Below are 16,919 nucleotides of genomic sequence, written 5' to 3' on the forward strand. Positions count from 1 at the left end.
GGACTGGCATCCCGACCGAAGGCCTGACCAACGAGGAAGCAGGACCTTCCCGATGGATACCCAGCAGGTTAGCGCGCCCTCGCGCACCCCGTCCTCCGGCGTCGTCCACATCAACATCCGGCTCACCGACGGTTTCTCGATCATCTCCAACAAGCTCTCCCAGCACCGGGACCTGTCCCTGCTGGCGATCGGTCTCGGCACCCACATCCAGTCGCTGCCCGCCGGGCGGCGCGTCGGCATCAAGGTGCTCGCCGCGACCTTCCCGGAGAGCGAGGCCGCCATCGCGGCGGGGCTGCGGGAGCTGGAGCACCACGGGTTCCTGCGCCGCGTACGTGAGCGGGGCCAGGGCGGCCGGGTGATCACCCGCACGGAGTCGTACAACCACCCGGAGGCGGCGGCCCGGCGAGCGGGGGCTGCCGGGGGAGCGGAGCCAGCGCCCGTACGGAAGCCGAAGACCGCGCCTGCAGGGGAGCCCGCGCTCGCTCTCGTACCGGAGCGTGAGCCCGCTTTTGTGCCGGAATCCGCGCCTGACCCCGTACGGGAGCCGGTACCTGAGCCGGAGCCCGTTCCCGTACAGGAGCCGGAGCCCGTTCCCGTACAGGTGGAACCCGCCCCGGCTCCCGCGTCCCGGCTCGTGCCGCCGCCCACCGCGGCCAAGCGGCCGCGTCCGCCGCTTCCCTGTCCGTCCCGTCCCACCGAGGCCCTGAACGCGGCGGCGGCCGACCTGCTCGCCGGTCTGGAACGTACCGCGCCCCTGTTCGTCCTCTCCGAGAAGGACGTGCAGCGGCTCGTACCCGGGGTCGCGGCCTGGCTGGAGCGGGGCGTGCGGCCCGAGGCCGTACGGAAGGCGCTCACCGATGATCCGCCCCTACCGCTCCGGTACCCGCCGAACTTCCTGCGCCACCGCTTGACCGAGCTCCTGCCGCCGCTGCCGCCGGTCGCCGCGCCGGTCGTGCCCCTCCAGAACTGCGAGGACTGCGACCGCGCGTTCCGGTCATCGGTGCCCGGGGTGTGCCGGGGATGCGGCGAGGCCCGTGCGCACGGAGCCGAGCCGTTCCGGCTGAGCGCGTGAAGGCGGCGGTGCCCTCTTCGCGCGGTGCCGGGGCTGATCGCTCCGATCGGCAGTATCCAGGGCCCGGCGGACCTTCCGGAGCGGCACGACGACGCTGTCGACGCATCGGTGAGCACAGTGGCTGAGCGTTACGGCGCGGAGCGGGTCGCGACCCTCGATCACCGACACTTCACGGTGGTCAGACCTGGGCACGTACCCGCGTTGACGCTCCTTCCCTGAGGTTCGGAAGAAGACTTCGGGCGGCGTGTCGATCGGGGACCGTCCCGTTCGTCGTCATCGTGTAAGGCGGCCCGTACGGCGGGCGCGACACACAGGTGACAGGAGTCGGACCATGAAGTACATGCTGCTGATCCACAGCGGGGCCGTCGACGAGCAGGGCGGTGCGCCGCAGTGCACCGTGGAGGACTGGATGGCCTACGACAAGGACGTGCGCGACGCGGGGATCCTCGTCTCCGGGGAGTCACTGGCCGACCTGGTGACCGCGACCACCGTGCAGGTCTCGCCGGCCGGGGAGCGGACCGTGACGGACGGGCCGTTCGCGGAGACGCGGGAGCTGCTGGGCGGGTTCCTCGTCATCGACGTGCCCGACCTCGACGCCGCTCTCGACTGGGCCGCCCGCTGCCCCGGGGCGCGCGACGGAGGCTCGGTCGTCGTGCGGCCGGTCGCGGACTTCGGGGGCTGAGAGCAGTGGCGCAGGAGGGTGTGTGCCCGGGGGAGGGCGGCGGACCCGGGGCCGTCTCCCCCGGGGAGGGCGGGGCCGCTGGGGACGGTGCGTTCTCCGGGGCGGCCGTCGAGGCCGTGTTCCGCGAGGAACGCGGACTGCTGCTGGCCTCCCTCGTGCGGCGGTTCGGCGATCTCGACCTGGCCGAGGAGGTGACCTCCGAGGCCGTCGAGGCGGCCCTGCGCCACTGGCCGGCCGAGGGTGTGCCCGCCCGGCCCGGGGCCTGGCTGCTGACGACCGCGCGGCGCAAGGCCGTGGACCGGTTGCGGCGGGACCAGGCGTACGCGGCCCGGCTCGCCGTCCTTCAGGCCGACGCGGAACGGGCCGAGGCCGCCGCTCCGGCCCCGGACGCGTACGGGATGGGGGAACTGCCGGACGAACGCCTTCAGTTGTTCTTCACCTGCGCCCACCCCGCCCTCGCCGCCGAGGACCGTACCGCCCTCACCCTGCGCTGCCTCGCCGGGCTCACCACCCCCGAGGTGGCGCGGGCCTTCCTCGTGCCGACCGCGACCATGGCCCAGCGGATCGTACGGGCGAAGAAGAAGATCCGCGTGGCCCGGATCCCGTTCCGGGTGCCCGCTCCCGACGAGTTGCCGGAGCGGCTGCCCGGGGTGCTCCAGGTCCTCTACTCGCTCTTCACGGAGGGGTACGCGGCCAGCTCCGGCCCCCGCCTCCAGCGGCTCGACCTGGCAGAGGAGGCGGTCCGCCTGGCTCGGATACTGCACCGCCTCCTCCCCGCCGAACGGGAGGCCGCCGGACTCCTCGCGCTGCTGCTCCTCGTCCACGCCCGGCGCGCGGCCCGGACCGGCCCCAAGGGGGAGCCGGTGCTCCTGGAGGACCAGGACCGGGGGCTCTGGGACCGGGCGATGATCGAGGAGGGGCGGGCGCTGGTGGTGCGGGCGCTGACCGGGGGGCCGGCCGGGCCGTACGGGGTGCAGGCCGCCGTCGCCGCCCTGCACGACGAGGCGGCGGACGTGGAGTCCACGGACTGGGCGCAGATCGTGGCCCTGTACGACGTGCTGCTCACCCTGACCCCCTCTCCCGTGGTCGCGGTGAACCGCGCCGTGGCGGTGGCGATGAGGGACGGGCCGGGCACGGGGCTGGCGCTCCTCGACGCGTTGAGCGTGGAGCCCCGGCTGCGGGCGTACGGGCCCTACGCGGTGGCGCGGGGGGATCTGCTGAGCCGCCTGGGGCGGGGCGGGGAGGCGGCCGTGGCGTACCGGGAGGCGCTGGAGCTGGCGGGCACCGAGCCGGAGAGGGCCGCGCTGCGGCGGAAGCTGGGGGAAGGGCGGGAGGAGGGGTGACCCTCCCCTCGGGGGGCTACGCTCTGACGCCGGCCGAGAGTGTCGGCGTCGCCCGGTTCGCCGACCTCGTGGACCAAAGGCGCGGACCGGGCGATCGATGCGTCGTTGCCGTGCCGCGCGCCCTTCGGTGATTCGGCCGCCTCAGCGCTCGTGACCTTCACCGTGTGAGCGAGTCGTCCTTGTCCCCGCTCGGGGCGACGTACGCGACGGAAGCCTTCGCCACCTCGGGCCCGGCGCTCCCGTGTCATCCTCGCCGCCCCCCGTGGACCGGCAGGTCAGGCCTCCGGGTCGGGGGCGTAGGACAGCTCCAGGGAGACCGGCTCGGTCTGCTGGTCGGAGGCGGTGACGTGGGTGGTGCGGCGGGTGAGGCGCAGGCCCATCGCGGCGAGTTCGCCGGGTTCGTGGAGGGCGCAGAGCAGGGCCGCCGCCGCCGGGAGGGTGAGGGGGGTGGTGGTGCTGTGGCCGAGGACGGCGGCGGTGTCGGGTGCGGTGAGGGCGGCCTGATGGGCGTGGTCGAGGACCTTGCCGGGGTCGTCGACGACGAGCTCCTCGACCTGGATGCACCGGGTGCGGACACGGAGGTCCAGGGGGCGCCGGGGGAGCTGCCTCGGTGGGGCGAGGGCGGGGCGAGGGTCCGAGTGGGTCAGGTTCGGGCGGTTCATGAGGCGGGCTCCAGAGTGCGGGGCGTACGGGACCGTCGAGTTCGGGGCGGGGCAGGGAGCCGGGGCGGCTCGGGGCGAGGAAGGAGGCGGCGGGCGGGGAGGGCGCCGGTCGTTCAACTGCGGTCCCGTGGAAAGGTGGTGATGGTGCGGCGGGGGAAGAGGTGGCTGATCCGGACCCGTGGGCGATCGAGGATCGAGGTGGCCAAAAGGTCTCCGCGAGGGGTGCGAGAGGCGGTGACGACGCTCCGCCGCGTTGTGGTCGGTGAGGACAGACATACTCACCATGGGAGCGGCGCGCGATCGTCGCAAGGTGCGCAGTGTGCACTGTGCGCAGGCTGCGTGAACTGTCGGATGTCGGGCCGGAGCGGAAGGATGAGCCGTGGCACGTGAAAGGTCGGGCCGGACAGCACAGCACCTGGTCCTGGTGGCGCGTCTGCGGCACCTGCGTGAAGGGGCGGGCCTGTCCGTACCCCAGGCCGCCAAGCGGCTCGGCTGGCACCCGTCGACGCTGCGGAGGCTGGAGCAGGCGCAGACCTCCCTGGACGTGGGGCAGGTGTCCGCGCTGCTCGACCAGTACGGGGCGGGCGCGTCCGAGACCGACGACATCATGGGCCGGCTGAACGCGGCCAACATGCCCGGCTGGTGGCATCCGTGGCGCGATGCGATGGACCCCTGGCTCATGGACCTGATCAGCGTGGAGTCCGCCGCGAGCATCGTGCGCACCTGGGACCCGGCGCTCGTGCCGTTGCTGCTGCGGACCCCGGCGTACGCCATGGCCGTGGACGCCGCCCTGCGTCCTGAGCTGGATCCCGCGGTCCGGCGGCGGCGCGCGGATCTGCTGGTGATGCGTCAGCGGCGGCTGCGTGAGCAGCAGGCGCGGGTGTGGGCGGTCCTGCCGGTCACCGCACTGCGCTGCCGGGTCGGCGACGGCGAGGTGATGCGCGAACAGCTCGCCGCGCTCCAGGAGGCCGCGGAGCGGCGGGATGTGATGGTGCAGCTCCATGCCGAGGACGCACCGCCCCACCCGCTGACCGGGGTTCCGGCGTTGAGTCTGTACCGCGTGGAGATCCGGGAGATCGCGGATCACGTGGTGCGCGAGGGCGGGCTGCCGGGAACGGCGGAGGTGTGGGACAGCGGCCCGCCCGTACAGGAATATCAGGCGATGCTGGACGTGTCGTGCGTGATGGCGATGCGTCCGGACCGAACGAGGGAGGTTCTGCAGGATGAGTACGACCGGGAACGGGGCTGAACTGCCCGCGCAGATCGACACGAGCGTCGCGCACTCCGCGCGCGTGTGGAACTACTGGCTCGGCGGGAAGGACAACTTCCCTGCGGACCGGGCCGCGGGCGATGCCTACCGTGAGAAGTACCCGCTGATCGAGACGTTCGCGAAGGAGTCGCGTGACTTCCTGCGCCGCACGGTGACCTACCTCGCCCGGGATGCCGGGATCAGGCAGTTCCTGGACGTCGGCGCGGGCCTGCCGACGGCGAACAACACGCACGAGGTCGCGCAGCGGATAGCGCCGGACGCGAAGATCGTCTACGTCGACCACGACCCGCTGGTGCTGCTGCACGTCCACGCGCTGCTGACCAGCAGCGCCGAGGGCGCGACCGCCTACGTGGAGGCGGACATGCGCGACACGGAGGCGGTCCTGGAGGGCGCGGCCCGGACCCTGGACCTGACCCGGCCCGTCGCCCTCGTGATCTCCGACGTGCTGGGGCACATCGTGGACTGGGACGACGCCCTGTCCCTGGTACGGCGGCTGGTGGCGCGTCTGCCCTCGGGCAGCTACCTGTCCCTGTCCCACTCCACCGCCTCGGACGAGGCCCACCGGGCCGTCCAGGACGAGTACAACAGCAGCGGGGCGATCCCGTACATCTTCCGCGAGCCGGAGACCACCATCGCGTTCTTCGACGGGCTGGAGATGGTGGAGCCGGGGATGGTGTCCTGGCCGAACTGGCGGCCCGACGCGAACACCGGTACCACCACCGCCCGGGCCGGGTGGGGAGCCGTCGCCCGCATTCCCTGACCGTGCCCGTCACCGCCGCGCCGCGCACCCGGACCGCAGGTGCGCGGCGCGCGTTCGTACGCCGAGGGGGCGCGGTATGAGCACCACACACACGACCGGACCCGACGCCGCCGGCCCGGGGGATTCCCGCACGGTCCGGGAGGCGATGGCGGACCGGCTGCTGCGGGCCGCGACACGGTCCGGTGCGCAGCTGGTCAGCGAGGCCGCCGTTCTCATCCAGGGGGCGGCGGTGCTTGCCGACCCGATCGCGGGGGCCGTCTACAGCACACCCGCCACCGCGGCAGCGGACGGCGTCCACGCCGCGGCCCATCCGCAGGACCATCCGCACCATGTGCAGCGCCCGGCGGCCGGAGCCGTCCTGGTCCTGCATCCGGCACCCACCATGCCCGCCGAACACGTCGGGTTCGTCGCCACCACCACGGCGGCCCTCCTGGAGGTGCGCGGGCAGCGCGCCGCCGAGCTGCGCGCCGAGCAGATGCGGCTGCACAGCACCCTGCTCCGGCTGCTTCTGGCCGGCCACACCACCTCCGTCACGAACACCGTGCGCGCCGGCGGACTCACGCATGTCACGCTCTACCGGCTCACCGGCCCCGACGTCCCCACCGCCCACCAGGTCCTCTGGCGGGCCGTCCGCCCCTCCCTGGCCGGGCACGGAGGCGCCTGCGCCCTGATCGGCGAGGTGGACGGCGAGCTCCTTGTCGCCGAGCTCCACCACGGCAGCGACGACGGGCGGGTCCTGCGCCTGGTGTCCCGGGTGAGCGAACGTCACAACCTCCTCGCTGGCCTGGCCGGACCGCTGCCCCTGGCCGAGATGCCCACCGCCCACGCCGACGCGGCGGCGGCCCGGCACAGCGCCACCCCCGCCCACCGCATCGTCCCCGCCGACGCCGTCGGCACCCCTCAGCTCGCCCGCCTGCTCCCCCCTGGCCCGTACACCGCGTGGGCACGGTCCGTGCTGAGCCCGCTGAACCGGGAACACCGGCACCTGCTCCTGGTCCGGCTCCGCACCGGCAGCACCCCCCGTGCCGCCGCCGCCCTCGGGCTCTCGCCCGGCACCGTCCGCACCCGGCTCCGCGGCCTGGCGGCCCTCCTGTGCGCGGACCTCGACGACATCACGGTGCAGGCCCATCTGCTGCTCGCGCTCCGCGCCCCCACGCGGGGCGACGGCCCGCCGGAGAGCACCTCCCAGGACGACGGCCGGGCCCGGCTGGACACGCTGCCCGGCGGGATCCTGGACACCGACGCGGCCCGCACCTGGGCGGTCGGCCTGGTCGGGGGGCTCGAACCCCACCTGCGGATCGCGCTCGCCTGCTGGTTGCGCCACCACGCCAGAACCGCTCCCGCCGCGACCGAACTGCACGTCCACCGCACCACCCTGACGACCTGGCTCGCCCGGTGCGCCGAGCGCCTCGGGCAGAACCTCGCCGATGCCGCCGTCCGAGCCGAACTGCACCTGGCCCTGGAGGCCACCGCGAAGGACGGGGACCACCCGCGGGCTCTGCCTCGGCGGGGCGGCCGCACCTACCGCCGCCTGTGAGCACCGGTGCCGTGCGCCACCGCGAGCAGGTTCGCGGCCGCGGGCCCCGGTCGTGGTCCATCCTCGGGGGAGAGTGGCCGGAAACCGCATCTTGACCCGGTCATGACATGGATTCATCCTGTGCCCGTCGCACAGCTCCACCCCCCCACCCCGACGGACTCAGGAGACTGCCAGCATGCGACTCGCCAACACACGGAAATCCCGCTCGGCGAAGGCCGGGACCAAGCCCGGGACGAAGGCCAGGCGGAACGCCACCCTCGCCGTCCTGCTCGCCCTCGGCCTCGCCGCCCCGGCGTCCGCCGTGGCCACCGCCGAGCCGGCCGCCCGGAAGGCGGTCGTCGCGACGGCCGAGCGGCCGGTCCAGTACGAGATCACCGGGCGCACCACCCCCGCCGCCCGCACCGAGATCCTCCGCACAGGCGTCACGATCGACGAGGTCCACGACCACGGCATCGTGATCAGCGCGAAGGCCGACCAGGCCAGGAAGCTCCGGGCCAAGGGCCACGTCCTGGAGGCGCTGCCCGCCCCCGACACCCACGCCCACGCCCACGGGTCGGACGGCGCCAGCGCGCTCGACTTCCCGCCGGCCGACTCCCGCTACCACAACTACGCCGAGATGACCGCGGCGATCGACGCCCGTATCGCCGCCAACCCCTCGATCATGAGCAAGCGCGTCATCGGGAAGACCTACCAGGGCCGCGACATCGTCGCGATCAAGGTCAGCGACAACGTCGGCACCGACGAGGCCGAGCCCGAGGTCCTCTTCACCGCCCATCAGCATGCCCGCGAGCACCTGACCGTCGAGATGTCGCTCTACCTGCTCCGCGAGTTCGCCACGGGGTACGGGAGCGACTCCCGGATCACCCAGGCGGTCAACGGCCGCGAACTGTGGATCATCCCGGACATGAACCCGGACGGCGGCGAGTACGACATCGCCACCGGCTCGTACCGCAGCTGGCGCAAGAACCGCCAGCCCAACTCCGGCTCCACCGCCGTGGGCACCGACCTCAACCGCAACTGGGCCTTCAAGTGGGGCTGCTGCGGCGGCTCCTCCTCCAGCCCGTCCTCGGACACGTACCGGGGCCGGGCCGCCGAGTCCGCGCCCGAGACGAAGGTCGTGGCGGACTTCGTACGCAGCCGGGTGGTCGGAGGGAAGCAGCAGATCACGGCGGCCATCGACTTCCACACCTACAGCGAGCTGGTGCTCTGGCCGTTCGGCTACACGTACAACGACACGGCCCCCGGCATGACGGCCGACGACCGCAACGCGTTCGCAACGGTGGGCCGCAAGATGGCGGCGAGCAATGGATACACCGCCGAGCAGTCCAGCGACCTCTACATCACGGACGGCTCGATCGACGACTGGCTGTGGGGCTCGCAGAAGATCTTCGGCTACACCTTCGAGATGTTCCCGCGCTCGTCCTCGGGCGGCGGCTTCTACCCGCCCGACGAGGTCATCGAGCGCGAGACCTCCCGGAACCGGGACGCGGTGCTGCAACTGATCGAGAACGCGGACTGCATGTACCGGTCGATCGGCAAGGAGGCGCAGTACTGCTAGCGACGGGGTTTCTCGTGACGGGCTGAACCTGCTCCGGTGCGGAACCCCGCACGGGCCCGCACCGGAGTTCAGGCCACGTCGTGCACGCTGTGTTCGCCGAGGTCCGGGGCGTGCCGGGCGACCGTGCGGTAGTCGAGGCCGTCATGGAGAACCGTCAGGCCGTGATGGGCCGCCGTGGCGGCGATGATCAGGTCCGCGGCGGAAGCGCTCCGGTGCTGCCCGGCGCGTGCCATGCGATGCTGGACCGAGGTGATCCAGCGCCCGGCGCTCTTCGGTACGGAGACGTCCGGGTAGAGGTCGGTGAACAGCGCGCGCGCTCGAAGTGGCGGCTGATCCGCGCCGCGCGCTCCTGCTGCTCCGCGTAGAAGCGGAGGGCGAGCGATGCCAGGGGGCGGCGCGTGGCCCACGCCAGTTCAGCGCACCGGGCGTGGTGTGAAGGGCCTCACCTGGCAAGTCCCCGTGACGCAGGCCATGCTCGGCGGCGGCGCTCTTCGCCGGGGCGTTCGCCGTGACGCCGCCTTCCTTGCTCGCGCGATCAGAACGGCGGGCGTGGTGAGCGGGACCGCGAGGGAAAGGAAGAGGGGCACGACACCTTGGAGTGCCCCGACGGATGCGCTGATCATCGATCTTCATTCAAGGGGGCCGGTGTCGCGGTGGCACCGGCGGTGACTCCAACAGGGCCGACCTTGAACGATCTTGAAAGTGGTGTGCCAGAGGGGTCCTGTGTCGTCGGCATTCCTGCCGCGAGCCGCTTCCGGCCTTAGGGTGCCGCTATGTGCGGAATCGTGGGTTATGTCGGTGGTCAGTCGGCGCAGGACGTCGTCGTCGCGGGACTCAAGCGCCTCGAATACCGGGGCTACGACTCGGCGGGTGTCGCCGTTCTCGCGGACGGCGGGCTCGCCGCCGCGAAGAAGGCGGGCAAGCTCGTCAATCTGGAGAAGGAGCTGGGGGACCGGCCGCTGCCGAACGGGCGGACCGGGATCGGGCATACGCGGTGGGCCACGCACGGGGCGCCCAACGATGTGAACGCCCACCCCCACCTGGACAACGCGGGCCGGGTCGCCGTCGTCCACAACGGGATCATCGAGAACTTCGCGGCCCTGCGGCACGAGCTCACCGGGCGCGGGCACGCCCTGGGGTCGGAGACGGACACCGAGGTCGTCGCGCATCTGCTGGCCGAGGCGTTCTCGGCGGGCGGGGACCTCGCGGACGCCATGCGGCAGGTGTGCCGACGGCTGGAGGGGGCGTTCACCCTCGTCGCCGTGCACGCGGACCAGCCGGACGTGGTGGTCGGGGCCCGGCGCAACTCGCCGCTCGTGGTGGGGGTGGGGCAGGACGAGTGGTTCCTCGCCTCCGACGTCGCCGCCTTCATCGCGCACACCCGGTCCGCCATCGAACTCGGCCAGGACCAGGTCGTCGAGCTGAGCCCGGAGGGCGTCACCGTCACCGGGTTCGACGGGGACCTCGCCGAGGTGCGCGAATACCACGTCGACTGGGACGCCTCCGCCGCCGAGAAGGGCGGCTACGCCTCCTTCATGCTCAAGGAGATCGCCGACCAGCCGCAGGCCGTCGCCGACACCCTCCTCGGCCGTGTCGACGGCGAGGGGTCACTGAGCCTGGACGAGGTGCGCATCCCCGACGCCGAACTCCGCGAGGTCGACAAGGTCGTCATCATCGCCTGCGGGACCGCCTTCCACGCCGGGATGATCGCCAAGTACGCCATCGAGCACTGGACCCGACTGCCCTGCGAGACCGAGCTGGCCAGCGAGTTCCGCTACCGGGACCCGATCCTCGACCAGCGCACCCTCGTCGTCGCCATCTCCCAGTCCGGCGAGACCATGGACACCTTGATGGCCCTCCGGCACGCCCGCGAGCAGGGCGCGAAGGTGCTCGCCATCTGCAATACGAACGGGTCGACGATTCCGCGTGAATCCGACGCCGTCCTCTACACGCACGCCGGGCCCGAAGTCGCCGTCGCCTCCACCAAGGCCTTCCTCACCCAGCTCGTCGCCTGCTACCTCGTCGCCCTGTACCTGGGCCAGTTGCGCGGCACCAAGTGGGGTGACGAGATCCGTACGGTGGTGCGCCAGCTCTCCGCGATCTCCGGCGAGGTCGAACGCGTACTGGAGACCATGGAGCCCGTCCGCGCGCTGGCCCGCTCCCTCGCCCACCACGACACCGTGCTCTTCCTCGGGCGCCACGTCGGCTACCCGGTCGCCCTCGAAGGCGCGCTCAAGCTCAAGGAGCTCGCCTACATGCACGCCGAGGGGTTCGCGGCCGGGGAGCTCAAGCACGGGCCCATCGCGCTCATCGAGGAAGGGCTGCCGGTCGTCGTCATCGTGCCCTCGCCGCGCGGGCGTTCCGTGCTGCACGACAAGATCGTGTCGAACATCCAGGAGATCCGGGCCCGCGGCGCGCGCACCATCGTCGTCGCCGAGGAGGGCGACGAGGCCGTCGTCCCGTACGCCGACCACCTCATCACCGTCCCCGCAACGCCTACGCTGCTTCAGCCGCTGGTCGCCACCGTGCCGCTCCAGGTCTTCGCCTGCGAGCTGGCGACGGCCCGCGGCAACGAAGTGGACCAGCCGCGCAATCTGGCGAAGTCCGTGACCGTGGAGTGAGCCGGGGCGCGCGCCCCGCGTGATGGGGATGGCGAGGGTGGGTTCGTGATCATCGGAGTGGGGATCGACGTGGCCGAGATCGAGCGGTTCGGCGCCGCGCTGGAGCGTACGCCCCAGTTGGCCGACCGGCTCTTCGTGGCGAGCGAGCTGACACTGCCCAGCGGCGAGCGGCGCGGAATCGCCTCGCTCGCCGCCCGGTTCGCCGCGAAGGAGGCCCTCGCGAAAGCGCTCGGCGCGCCGGGCGGGTTGCTCTGGAGCGACGCGGAGGTCTGGGTCGAGGAGAGCGGGCAGCCCCGGCTGCGGGTGAGCGGCACGGTGGCCGCCCGCGCGGCCGAACTGGGTGTACGCGGCTGGCACGTATCGCTCAGCCATGACGCGGGGGTGGCGTCGGCCGTGGTGATCGCGGAGGGGTGAACCGCCTCCGGCCGTCGGGGGTGGCGTCGGCCGTCGTGATCGCGGAGGGTTGGCGGTATGCGACGTGCCTACAGCGTGGAGACCGTACGGGCCGCCGAGGCCGCCCTCATGAAGCGCGTGCCCGAAGGCGCCCTGATGCAGCGCGCCGCCGCCGGCCTAGCCGCCGCCTGCGGTGATCTGCTGCGGCGCAACGGCCGGGTGTACGGGGCGCGGGTCCTGCTCCTGGTCGGCAGCGGCGACAACGGGGGCGACGCCCTGTACGCGGGCGCACGCCTCGCCCGGCGGGGCGCCGGGGTGCGCGCCCTCCTCGTCTCGCCCGCCCGGGCGCACGCCGGCGGTCTCGCCGCGTTCCTGGCGGCCGGGGGGCAGGTGGCCGACGGACCCGACGGGCTGGGGGGCCTGGACCTCGTCGTCGACGGCATCACCGGGATCGGCGGGATCGGTGGCCTGCGCGACGACGCCGTCGCACTGCTCCGGGCGGTGACCCGGGACCGTACGCCGGTCATCGCCGTCGACCTGCCCAGCGGGGTCGAGGCCGACAGTGGGGAGGTGCACGGCGAAGCCGTACGTGCCGACGCGACCGTCACCTTCGGCACGTACAAGCCGGGCCTTCTGATCGACCCGGCCGCCGAACACGCCGGCGCCCTGAGGCTGGTGGACATCGGGCTCGGGCCGGAGCTGCCGGAGCCGCCGGACCTGGAGGCGCTCCAGTACGCGGACGTGGCCGCGCTGCTGCCGGTGCCGGGGGCGGAGAGCGACAAGTACAGCCGGGGCGTCGTCGGCGTCGTCGCCGGTTCCGAGCGCTACCCGGGCGCGGCGGTCCTCGCCGTGTCGGGCGCCCTGCACGGCGGGGCCGGGGCCGTCCGGTACGTCGGTCCCGGCGCGGACGCGGTGATCGCCCGCTTCCCGGAGACGCTGGTGCACGCCGGGCCGCCGTCGAAGGCCGGACGCGTCCAGGCCTGGGTGATCGGGCCCGGCCTCGGGGACGGCCGGTGGGCGGAGAAGGCCGTCGCCGACGTGCTCGGCGCCGACGTCCCCGTACTGGTCGACGCGGACGGGCTGCGGCTGCTGGAGCCCGAGACCGTACGGACCCGGACCGCCGCCACCGTCCTGACCCCGCACGCCGGGGAGGCCGCCGCCCTGCTCGGCGTGGCGCGCGAGGAGGTGGAGGCCGGGCGGCTCGCCGCCGTACGCGAGCTGGCCGCCCGCTACCGCGCCACCGTCCTCCTCAAGGGCTCCACGACTCTGGTCGCGGAGGCCCGCGACACCCCCGTACGGGTCAACCCGACCGGGACCGGCTGGCTCGCCACGGCAGGCAGCGGCGATGTGCTCTCCGGGCTGACCGGGTCGCTGCTCGCGGCCGGGCTCGCCCCGCGCGACGCCGCGTCCGTCGGCGCCTACCTGCACGGACTCGCCGCCCGGCACGGCTCCGACGGGGCCCCGGTCTCCGCGCAGGACGTCGCGAACGGCATCCCGGCGGCCTGGCGCGACGTGCGGGCGGGGTGAGCCGGAGCGAAGGTGGAAGCCCCCGAAGGTCCCGGCGGAAGGGCGGTCCAGGCCGTGAGCGGTACCGAACCCGTACGCGTGCGCAGGGTCTACGACCCGCCCGAGGACGGCGACGGCACCCGTGTGCTCGTCGACCGGCTCTGGCCGCGCGGGGTCTCCAAGGAGCGGGCCGCGATCGACGTGTGGCTCAAAGACGTCACCCCGTCGGACGAGCTGCGGTCCTGGTACCACCAGGACCGCTCCGGCGGCCGCCACGGCACCTTCGTCGACCGCTACCGCACCGAGCTGGACGACCCGGCCCACGCCGAGGCCGTCGACCGGCTGGTGGGGATCGTGCGCGAGGGCGGGCCCGTCACGCTGGTCACCGCCGTGAAGGATGTCGCCGACAGCCATGTGCCCGTCCTGGTCGACCACCTCAACCATGTGATGAAACGTACATAGATATGGATACCGGTGTGCACCGCCGGGGAGGTGGCGGGCGCCTCTGAGAGACTGGGCGCGATGAACGAGACAGCGTCCCTGAGAGCCCGTGCCGAGATCGACCTCGCCGCGCTGCGCGCCAATGTGCGCGCCCTCCGCGCGCGGGCGGCCGGTGCACAGCTCATGGCCGTGGTGAAGTCCGACGGGTACGGGCACGGGGCCGTGCCCTGCGCCCGCGCCGCCCGTGAGGCCGGGGCCACCTGGCTCGGCACCGCGACCCCGCACGAGGCGCTCGCCCTGCGGGCCGCCGGTCTCGACGGCCGGATCATGTGCTGGCTCTGGACGCCGGGCGGGCCCTGGCGCGAGGCCGTCGAGGCGGACATCGACGTGTCGGTCAGCGCGATGTGGGCGCTGCGCGAGGTCGTCTCGGCCGCCGCTTCCGCGGGCCGTCCGGCCCGCGTCCAGCTCAAGGCCGACACCGGCCTCGGCCGTAACGGCTGCCAGCCCGCCGACTGGCCCGAACTCGTCGCCGAGGCCCGCGCCGCCGAGCGGGCCGGCACCATCCGGATCACCGGCCTCTGGTCCCACTTCGCCTGCGCCGACGAGCCCGGCCACCCCTCGATCGCCGCCCAGCTCTCCGCGTTCCGGGACATGGTCGCCTACGCCGAGAAGGAGGGCGTCGACCCCGAGGTGCGGCACATCGCCAACTCCCCGGCCACGCTGACCATCCCCGAGGCCCACTTCGACCTCGTACGGACCGGCATCGCGATGTACGGCGTCTCACCCGCCCCCGAGCTGGGCACCCCCGCCGAGCTGGGGCTCCGCCCGGTGATGACGCTCGCCGCCGCCGTCGCCCTGGTCAAGGACGTCCCGGCCGGACACGGCGTCAGCTACGGCCACCACTACGCCACCTCCGCCGAGACCACGCTCGGCCTCATCCCCGTCGGCTATGCGGACGGCATCCCGCGCCACGCCTCGGGGAGCGCGCCCGTCCTGGTCGGCGGCAAGGTCCGTACGGCGGCGGGCCGCGTCGCCATGGACCAGTTCGTCGTGGACCTCGGCGGCGACCGGCCGGAAGCGGGCGCGGAGGCCGTGCTGTTCGGCCCGGGCGACCGGGGCGAGCCGAGTGTCGAGGACTGGGCGGTGGCCGCCGGCACGATCGGGTACGAGATCGTCACCCGGATCGGCGGCCGGGTACCGAGGGTGTACGTGAACGCGACAGCCGATCCGACCGGGGGCGCACCACAGTGAGCGACAGCAACGCGAGGGCGGCGGCGGGGGACGTCATGGCGGTGGCCGCCACGACAGCGGCCGGCTGGCGCCGGGCGGGCGTCGCCGGGGCCGCGATAGGGGTGCTCGCCGCCGGTGCGGCGGCGGGGGTCGCCGTCGAGCGGCTCACCGTCGGGCGCGGGATGCGCAAGAAGGCCCGCCTCGCGCTGGACGCGACCGGGCCCTACGGCTCCCTGCGCGGAACACCGGGCCGGGCCGTCGCCGACGACAGGACCGAGCTGTACTACGAGGTCGACGAGGTGGAACCCCCGGCGCCCGCCGACGGAGCGGGGCCCGAGGGCAACCGCCGCCGCCGGCTCTTCGGGCGCAAGGCCCCCGACCCCGTCACCGTCGTCTTCAGCCACGGCTACTGCCTCGGCCAGGACTCCTGGCACTTCCAGCGCGCCGCCCTGCGCGGCCTCGTCCGCGCCGTCTACTGGGACCAGCGCAGCCACGGCCGCTCCGAGCGCGGGCGCGCCCAGGCGGACGGGGTGGCCCTCGGCATCGACCAGCTCGGCCGCGACCTCAAGGCCGTCATCGACGCGGCGGCCCCCGAGGGGCGGATCGTGCTCGTCGGCCACTCCATGGGCGGCATGACGATGATGGCGCTGGCCGACCAGTACCCGGCCCTGATCCGCGACCGGGTCGCCGCCGTCGCCTTCGTCGGCACCTCCAGCGGCAAGCTCGGCGAGGTCAACTTCGGGCTGCCGGTGGCCGGCGTACGGGCGGTGCGCCGGGTGCTGCCGGGGGTGCTGCGGGCGCTGGGTACGCAGGCGGAGCTGGTGGAGAAGGGGCGCCGGGCCACCGCCGACCTCTTCGCCGGGCTGATCAAGCGGTACTCGTTCAGCTCGCGGGACGTGGACCCGGCGGTCGCCCGGTTCGCGGAGCGGCTGATCGAGTCGACCCCGATCGACGTGGTCGCCGAGTTCTACCCGGCCTTCACCGAGCACGACAAGAGCGGCGCACTGCCCGCCTTCCGGGACGTGCCCGTGCTGATCCTGGCCGGGGAGAAGGACCTCGTCACCCCCAGCTCGCACAGCGAGGTCATCGCCGACGTCCTGCCGGAGGCCGAGCTGACCCTGGTGCCGGACGCCGGGCACCTGGTGATGCTGGAGCACCCGGAGACGGTCACCGACCGGCTGGCCGACCTGCTGGTACGCAGCGGAGCGGTGGCTGCCGCTAACGTTGGCGAGCATGGAAGCACCGCACAGCAGCCCGGCCGCTGAGACCGTTCCGGGCGCCCCCACGGACCTCCCCGAAGCCGTCACCGTGACGATCGGCGTCGAGTCCCCCGAACAGATGCAGGGCCTCGGCCGCCGCCTCGCACGGGTCCTGGCCCCCGGTGACCTGGTCATGCTCACGGGCGAGCTGGGCGCCGGGAAGACGACGCTGACCCGGGGGCTCGGTGAGGGCCTCGGAGTGCGCGGCGCGGTCACCTCGCCCACCTTCGTCATCGCCCGCGTCCACCCCTCCCTGGTGGACGGGCCCGCCCTGGTCCACGTCGACGCGTACCGCCTGGGCGGCGGGCTCGACGAGATGGAGGACCTGGACCTCGATGTGTCGCTGCCGGAGTCGGTGGTGGTCGTGGAGTGGGGCGACGGCAAGGTGGAGGAGCTCGCCGAGGACCGGCTGCGCGTGCTCATCGACCGCGCGACCGGCGACACGGACGACGAGCGGCGCGAGGTGACCCTGGTGGGCATCGGCCCGCGCTGGGCGGGGCTGCGGGAGGACCTGGCGTAACGGCAGCGCTTCCCGGGGCGGGGGAGGGCCCGTCCGTGGCGGCCCGGCCGTGTCTTCCTCACGGC

Annotated in this window: 16 protein-coding genes; 14 read left to right on the top strand and 2 right to left on the bottom strand. The window is 73.6% G+C overall.

What is annotated here, in order from left to right:
* The first annotated feature begins 52 nt into the window (after positions 1-52).
* The 3 genes from AMK21_RS14070 (at position 53) to AMK21_RS14085 (ending at position 3,097) form a co-directional block, all read left to right on the top strand.
* Positions 53-1,072: a hypothetical protein gene (locus tag AMK21_RS14070; protein WP_073877664.1), complete on the top strand. Its 1,020-nt coding sequence runs from the start codon at positions 53-55 to the stop codon at positions 1,070-1,072.
* A gap of 331 nt (positions 1,073-1,403) precedes the next feature.
* Positions 1,404-1,754, top strand: a complete 351-nt coding sequence (locus AMK21_RS14080) for a YciI family protein (protein ID WP_073877667.1) — start codon at positions 1,404-1,406, stop codon at positions 1,752-1,754.
* A gap of 5 nt (positions 1,755-1,759) precedes the next feature.
* Positions 1,760-3,097: an RNA polymerase sigma factor gene (locus AMK21_RS14085; RefSeq protein ID WP_420712508.1), complete on the top strand. Its 1,338-nt coding sequence runs from the start codon at positions 1,760-1,762 to the stop codon at positions 3,095-3,097.
* 275 nt (positions 3,098-3,372) lie between these two features.
* Here AMK21_RS14085 and AMK21_RS14090 read toward each other — a convergent pair whose 3' ends face one another.
* Complete coding sequence (locus AMK21_RS14090) at positions 3,373-3,759, bottom strand: hypothetical protein (RefSeq protein ID WP_073877672.1); 387 nt, start codon at positions 3,757-3,759, stop codon at positions 3,373-3,375.
* Between the two features lie 379 nt (positions 3,760-4,138).
* On the opposite strand from AMK21_RS14090, the gene AMK21_RS14095 reads away from it, so the two are divergent.
* The 4 genes from AMK21_RS14095 to AMK21_RS14110 all read left to right on the top strand — a co-directional run bounded on the left by AMK21_RS14095 (position 4,139) and on the right by AMK21_RS14110 (position 8,884).
* Positions 4,139-5,008: a helix-turn-helix domain-containing protein gene (locus AMK21_RS14095; protein ID WP_073877673.1), complete on the top strand. Its 870-nt coding sequence runs from the start codon at positions 4,139-4,141 to the stop codon at positions 5,006-5,008.
* Complete coding sequence (locus AMK21_RS14100) at positions 4,983-5,789, top strand: SAM-dependent methyltransferase (protein ID WP_073877675.1); 807 nt, start codon at positions 4,983-4,985, stop codon at positions 5,787-5,789. Before AMK21_RS14095 ends, AMK21_RS14100 begins: the two co-directional genes overlap by 26 nt.
* Positions 5,790-5,865: 76 nt before the next feature.
* On the top strand, positions 5,866-7,326 hold the full coding sequence (locus tag AMK21_RS14105) for a PucR family transcriptional regulator (protein WP_073877677.1): 1,461 nt from the start codon (positions 5,866-5,868) through the stop codon (positions 7,324-7,326).
* A 175-nt stretch (positions 7,327-7,501) separates the two neighbouring features.
* The gene (locus tag AMK21_RS14110) at positions 7,502-8,884 is read left to right on the top strand and encodes a M14 family metallopeptidase (protein ID WP_073877680.1); all 1,383 of its coding nucleotides are present in this window, start codon (positions 7,502-7,504) and stop codon (positions 8,882-8,884) included.
* Between the two features lie 68 nt (positions 8,885-8,952).
* On the opposite strand, the gene AMK21_RS14115 is transcribed toward AMK21_RS14110, so the two are convergent.
* The gene (locus AMK21_RS14115) at positions 8,953-9,117 is read right to left on the bottom strand and encodes a hypothetical protein (RefSeq protein ID WP_234421928.1); all 165 of its coding nucleotides are present in this window, start codon (positions 9,115-9,117) and stop codon (positions 8,953-8,955) included.
* Between the two features lie 540 nt (positions 9,118-9,657).
* Between AMK21_RS14115 and glmS the strand changes: the two genes are divergently transcribed.
* From glmS to tsaE, 7 genes are read left to right on the top strand one after another with little or no spacing between them, the layout of a single operon-like run.
* Positions 9,658-11,505, top strand: coding sequence for a glutamine--fructose-6-phosphate transaminase (isomerizing) (gene glmS / locus AMK21_RS14120; RefSeq protein WP_073877683.1), 1,848 nt, complete (start codon positions 9,658-9,660; stop codon positions 11,503-11,505).
* A 45-nt stretch (positions 11,506-11,550) separates the two neighbouring features.
* Entirely contained in the window at positions 11,551-11,919 is a 369-nt protein-coding gene (locus tag AMK21_RS14125) for a holo-ACP synthase (protein WP_015610767.1), read from the top strand.
* A 57-nt stretch (positions 11,920-11,976) separates the two neighbouring features.
* Positions 11,977-13,425, top strand: a complete 1,449-nt coding sequence (locus AMK21_RS14130; RefSeq protein WP_073877685.1) for an NAD(P)H-hydrate dehydratase — start codon at positions 11,977-11,979, stop codon at positions 13,423-13,425.
* Positions 13,426-13,479: 54 nt separating this feature from the next.
* Positions 13,480-13,866 carry a DUF488 domain-containing protein gene (locus AMK21_RS14135; protein ID WP_073877952.1) on the top strand — a complete coding sequence of 129 codons (387 nt, stop codon included), beginning with the start codon at positions 13,480-13,482 and terminating at the stop codon, positions 13,864-13,866.
* Positions 13,867-13,926: 60 nt separating this feature from the next.
* Positions 13,927-15,096, top strand: a complete 1,170-nt coding sequence (gene alr / locus AMK21_RS14140) for an alanine racemase (RefSeq protein WP_073877687.1) — start codon at positions 13,927-13,929, stop codon at positions 15,094-15,096.
* A 35-nt stretch (positions 15,097-15,131) separates the two neighbouring features.
* Positions 15,132-16,340, top strand: a complete 1,209-nt coding sequence (locus AMK21_RS14145; protein WP_073877954.1) for an alpha/beta fold hydrolase — start codon at positions 15,132-15,134, stop codon at positions 16,338-16,340.
* Positions 16,309-16,854 carry a tRNA (adenosine(37)-N6)-threonylcarbamoyltransferase complex ATPase subunit type 1 TsaE gene (gene tsaE, locus AMK21_RS14150; RefSeq protein ID WP_073877689.1) on the top strand — a complete coding sequence of 182 codons (546 nt, stop codon included), beginning with the start codon at positions 16,309-16,311 and terminating at the stop codon, positions 16,852-16,854. Before AMK21_RS14145 ends, tsaE begins: the two co-directional genes overlap by 32 nt.
* The last annotated feature ends 65 nt before the right edge of the window (positions 16,855-16,919 follow it).

This window comes from Streptomyces sp. CB00316 (assembly GCF_001905595.1).
Classification (GTDB): Bacteria; Actinomycetota; Actinomycetes; order Streptomycetales; family Streptomycetaceae; genus Streptomyces.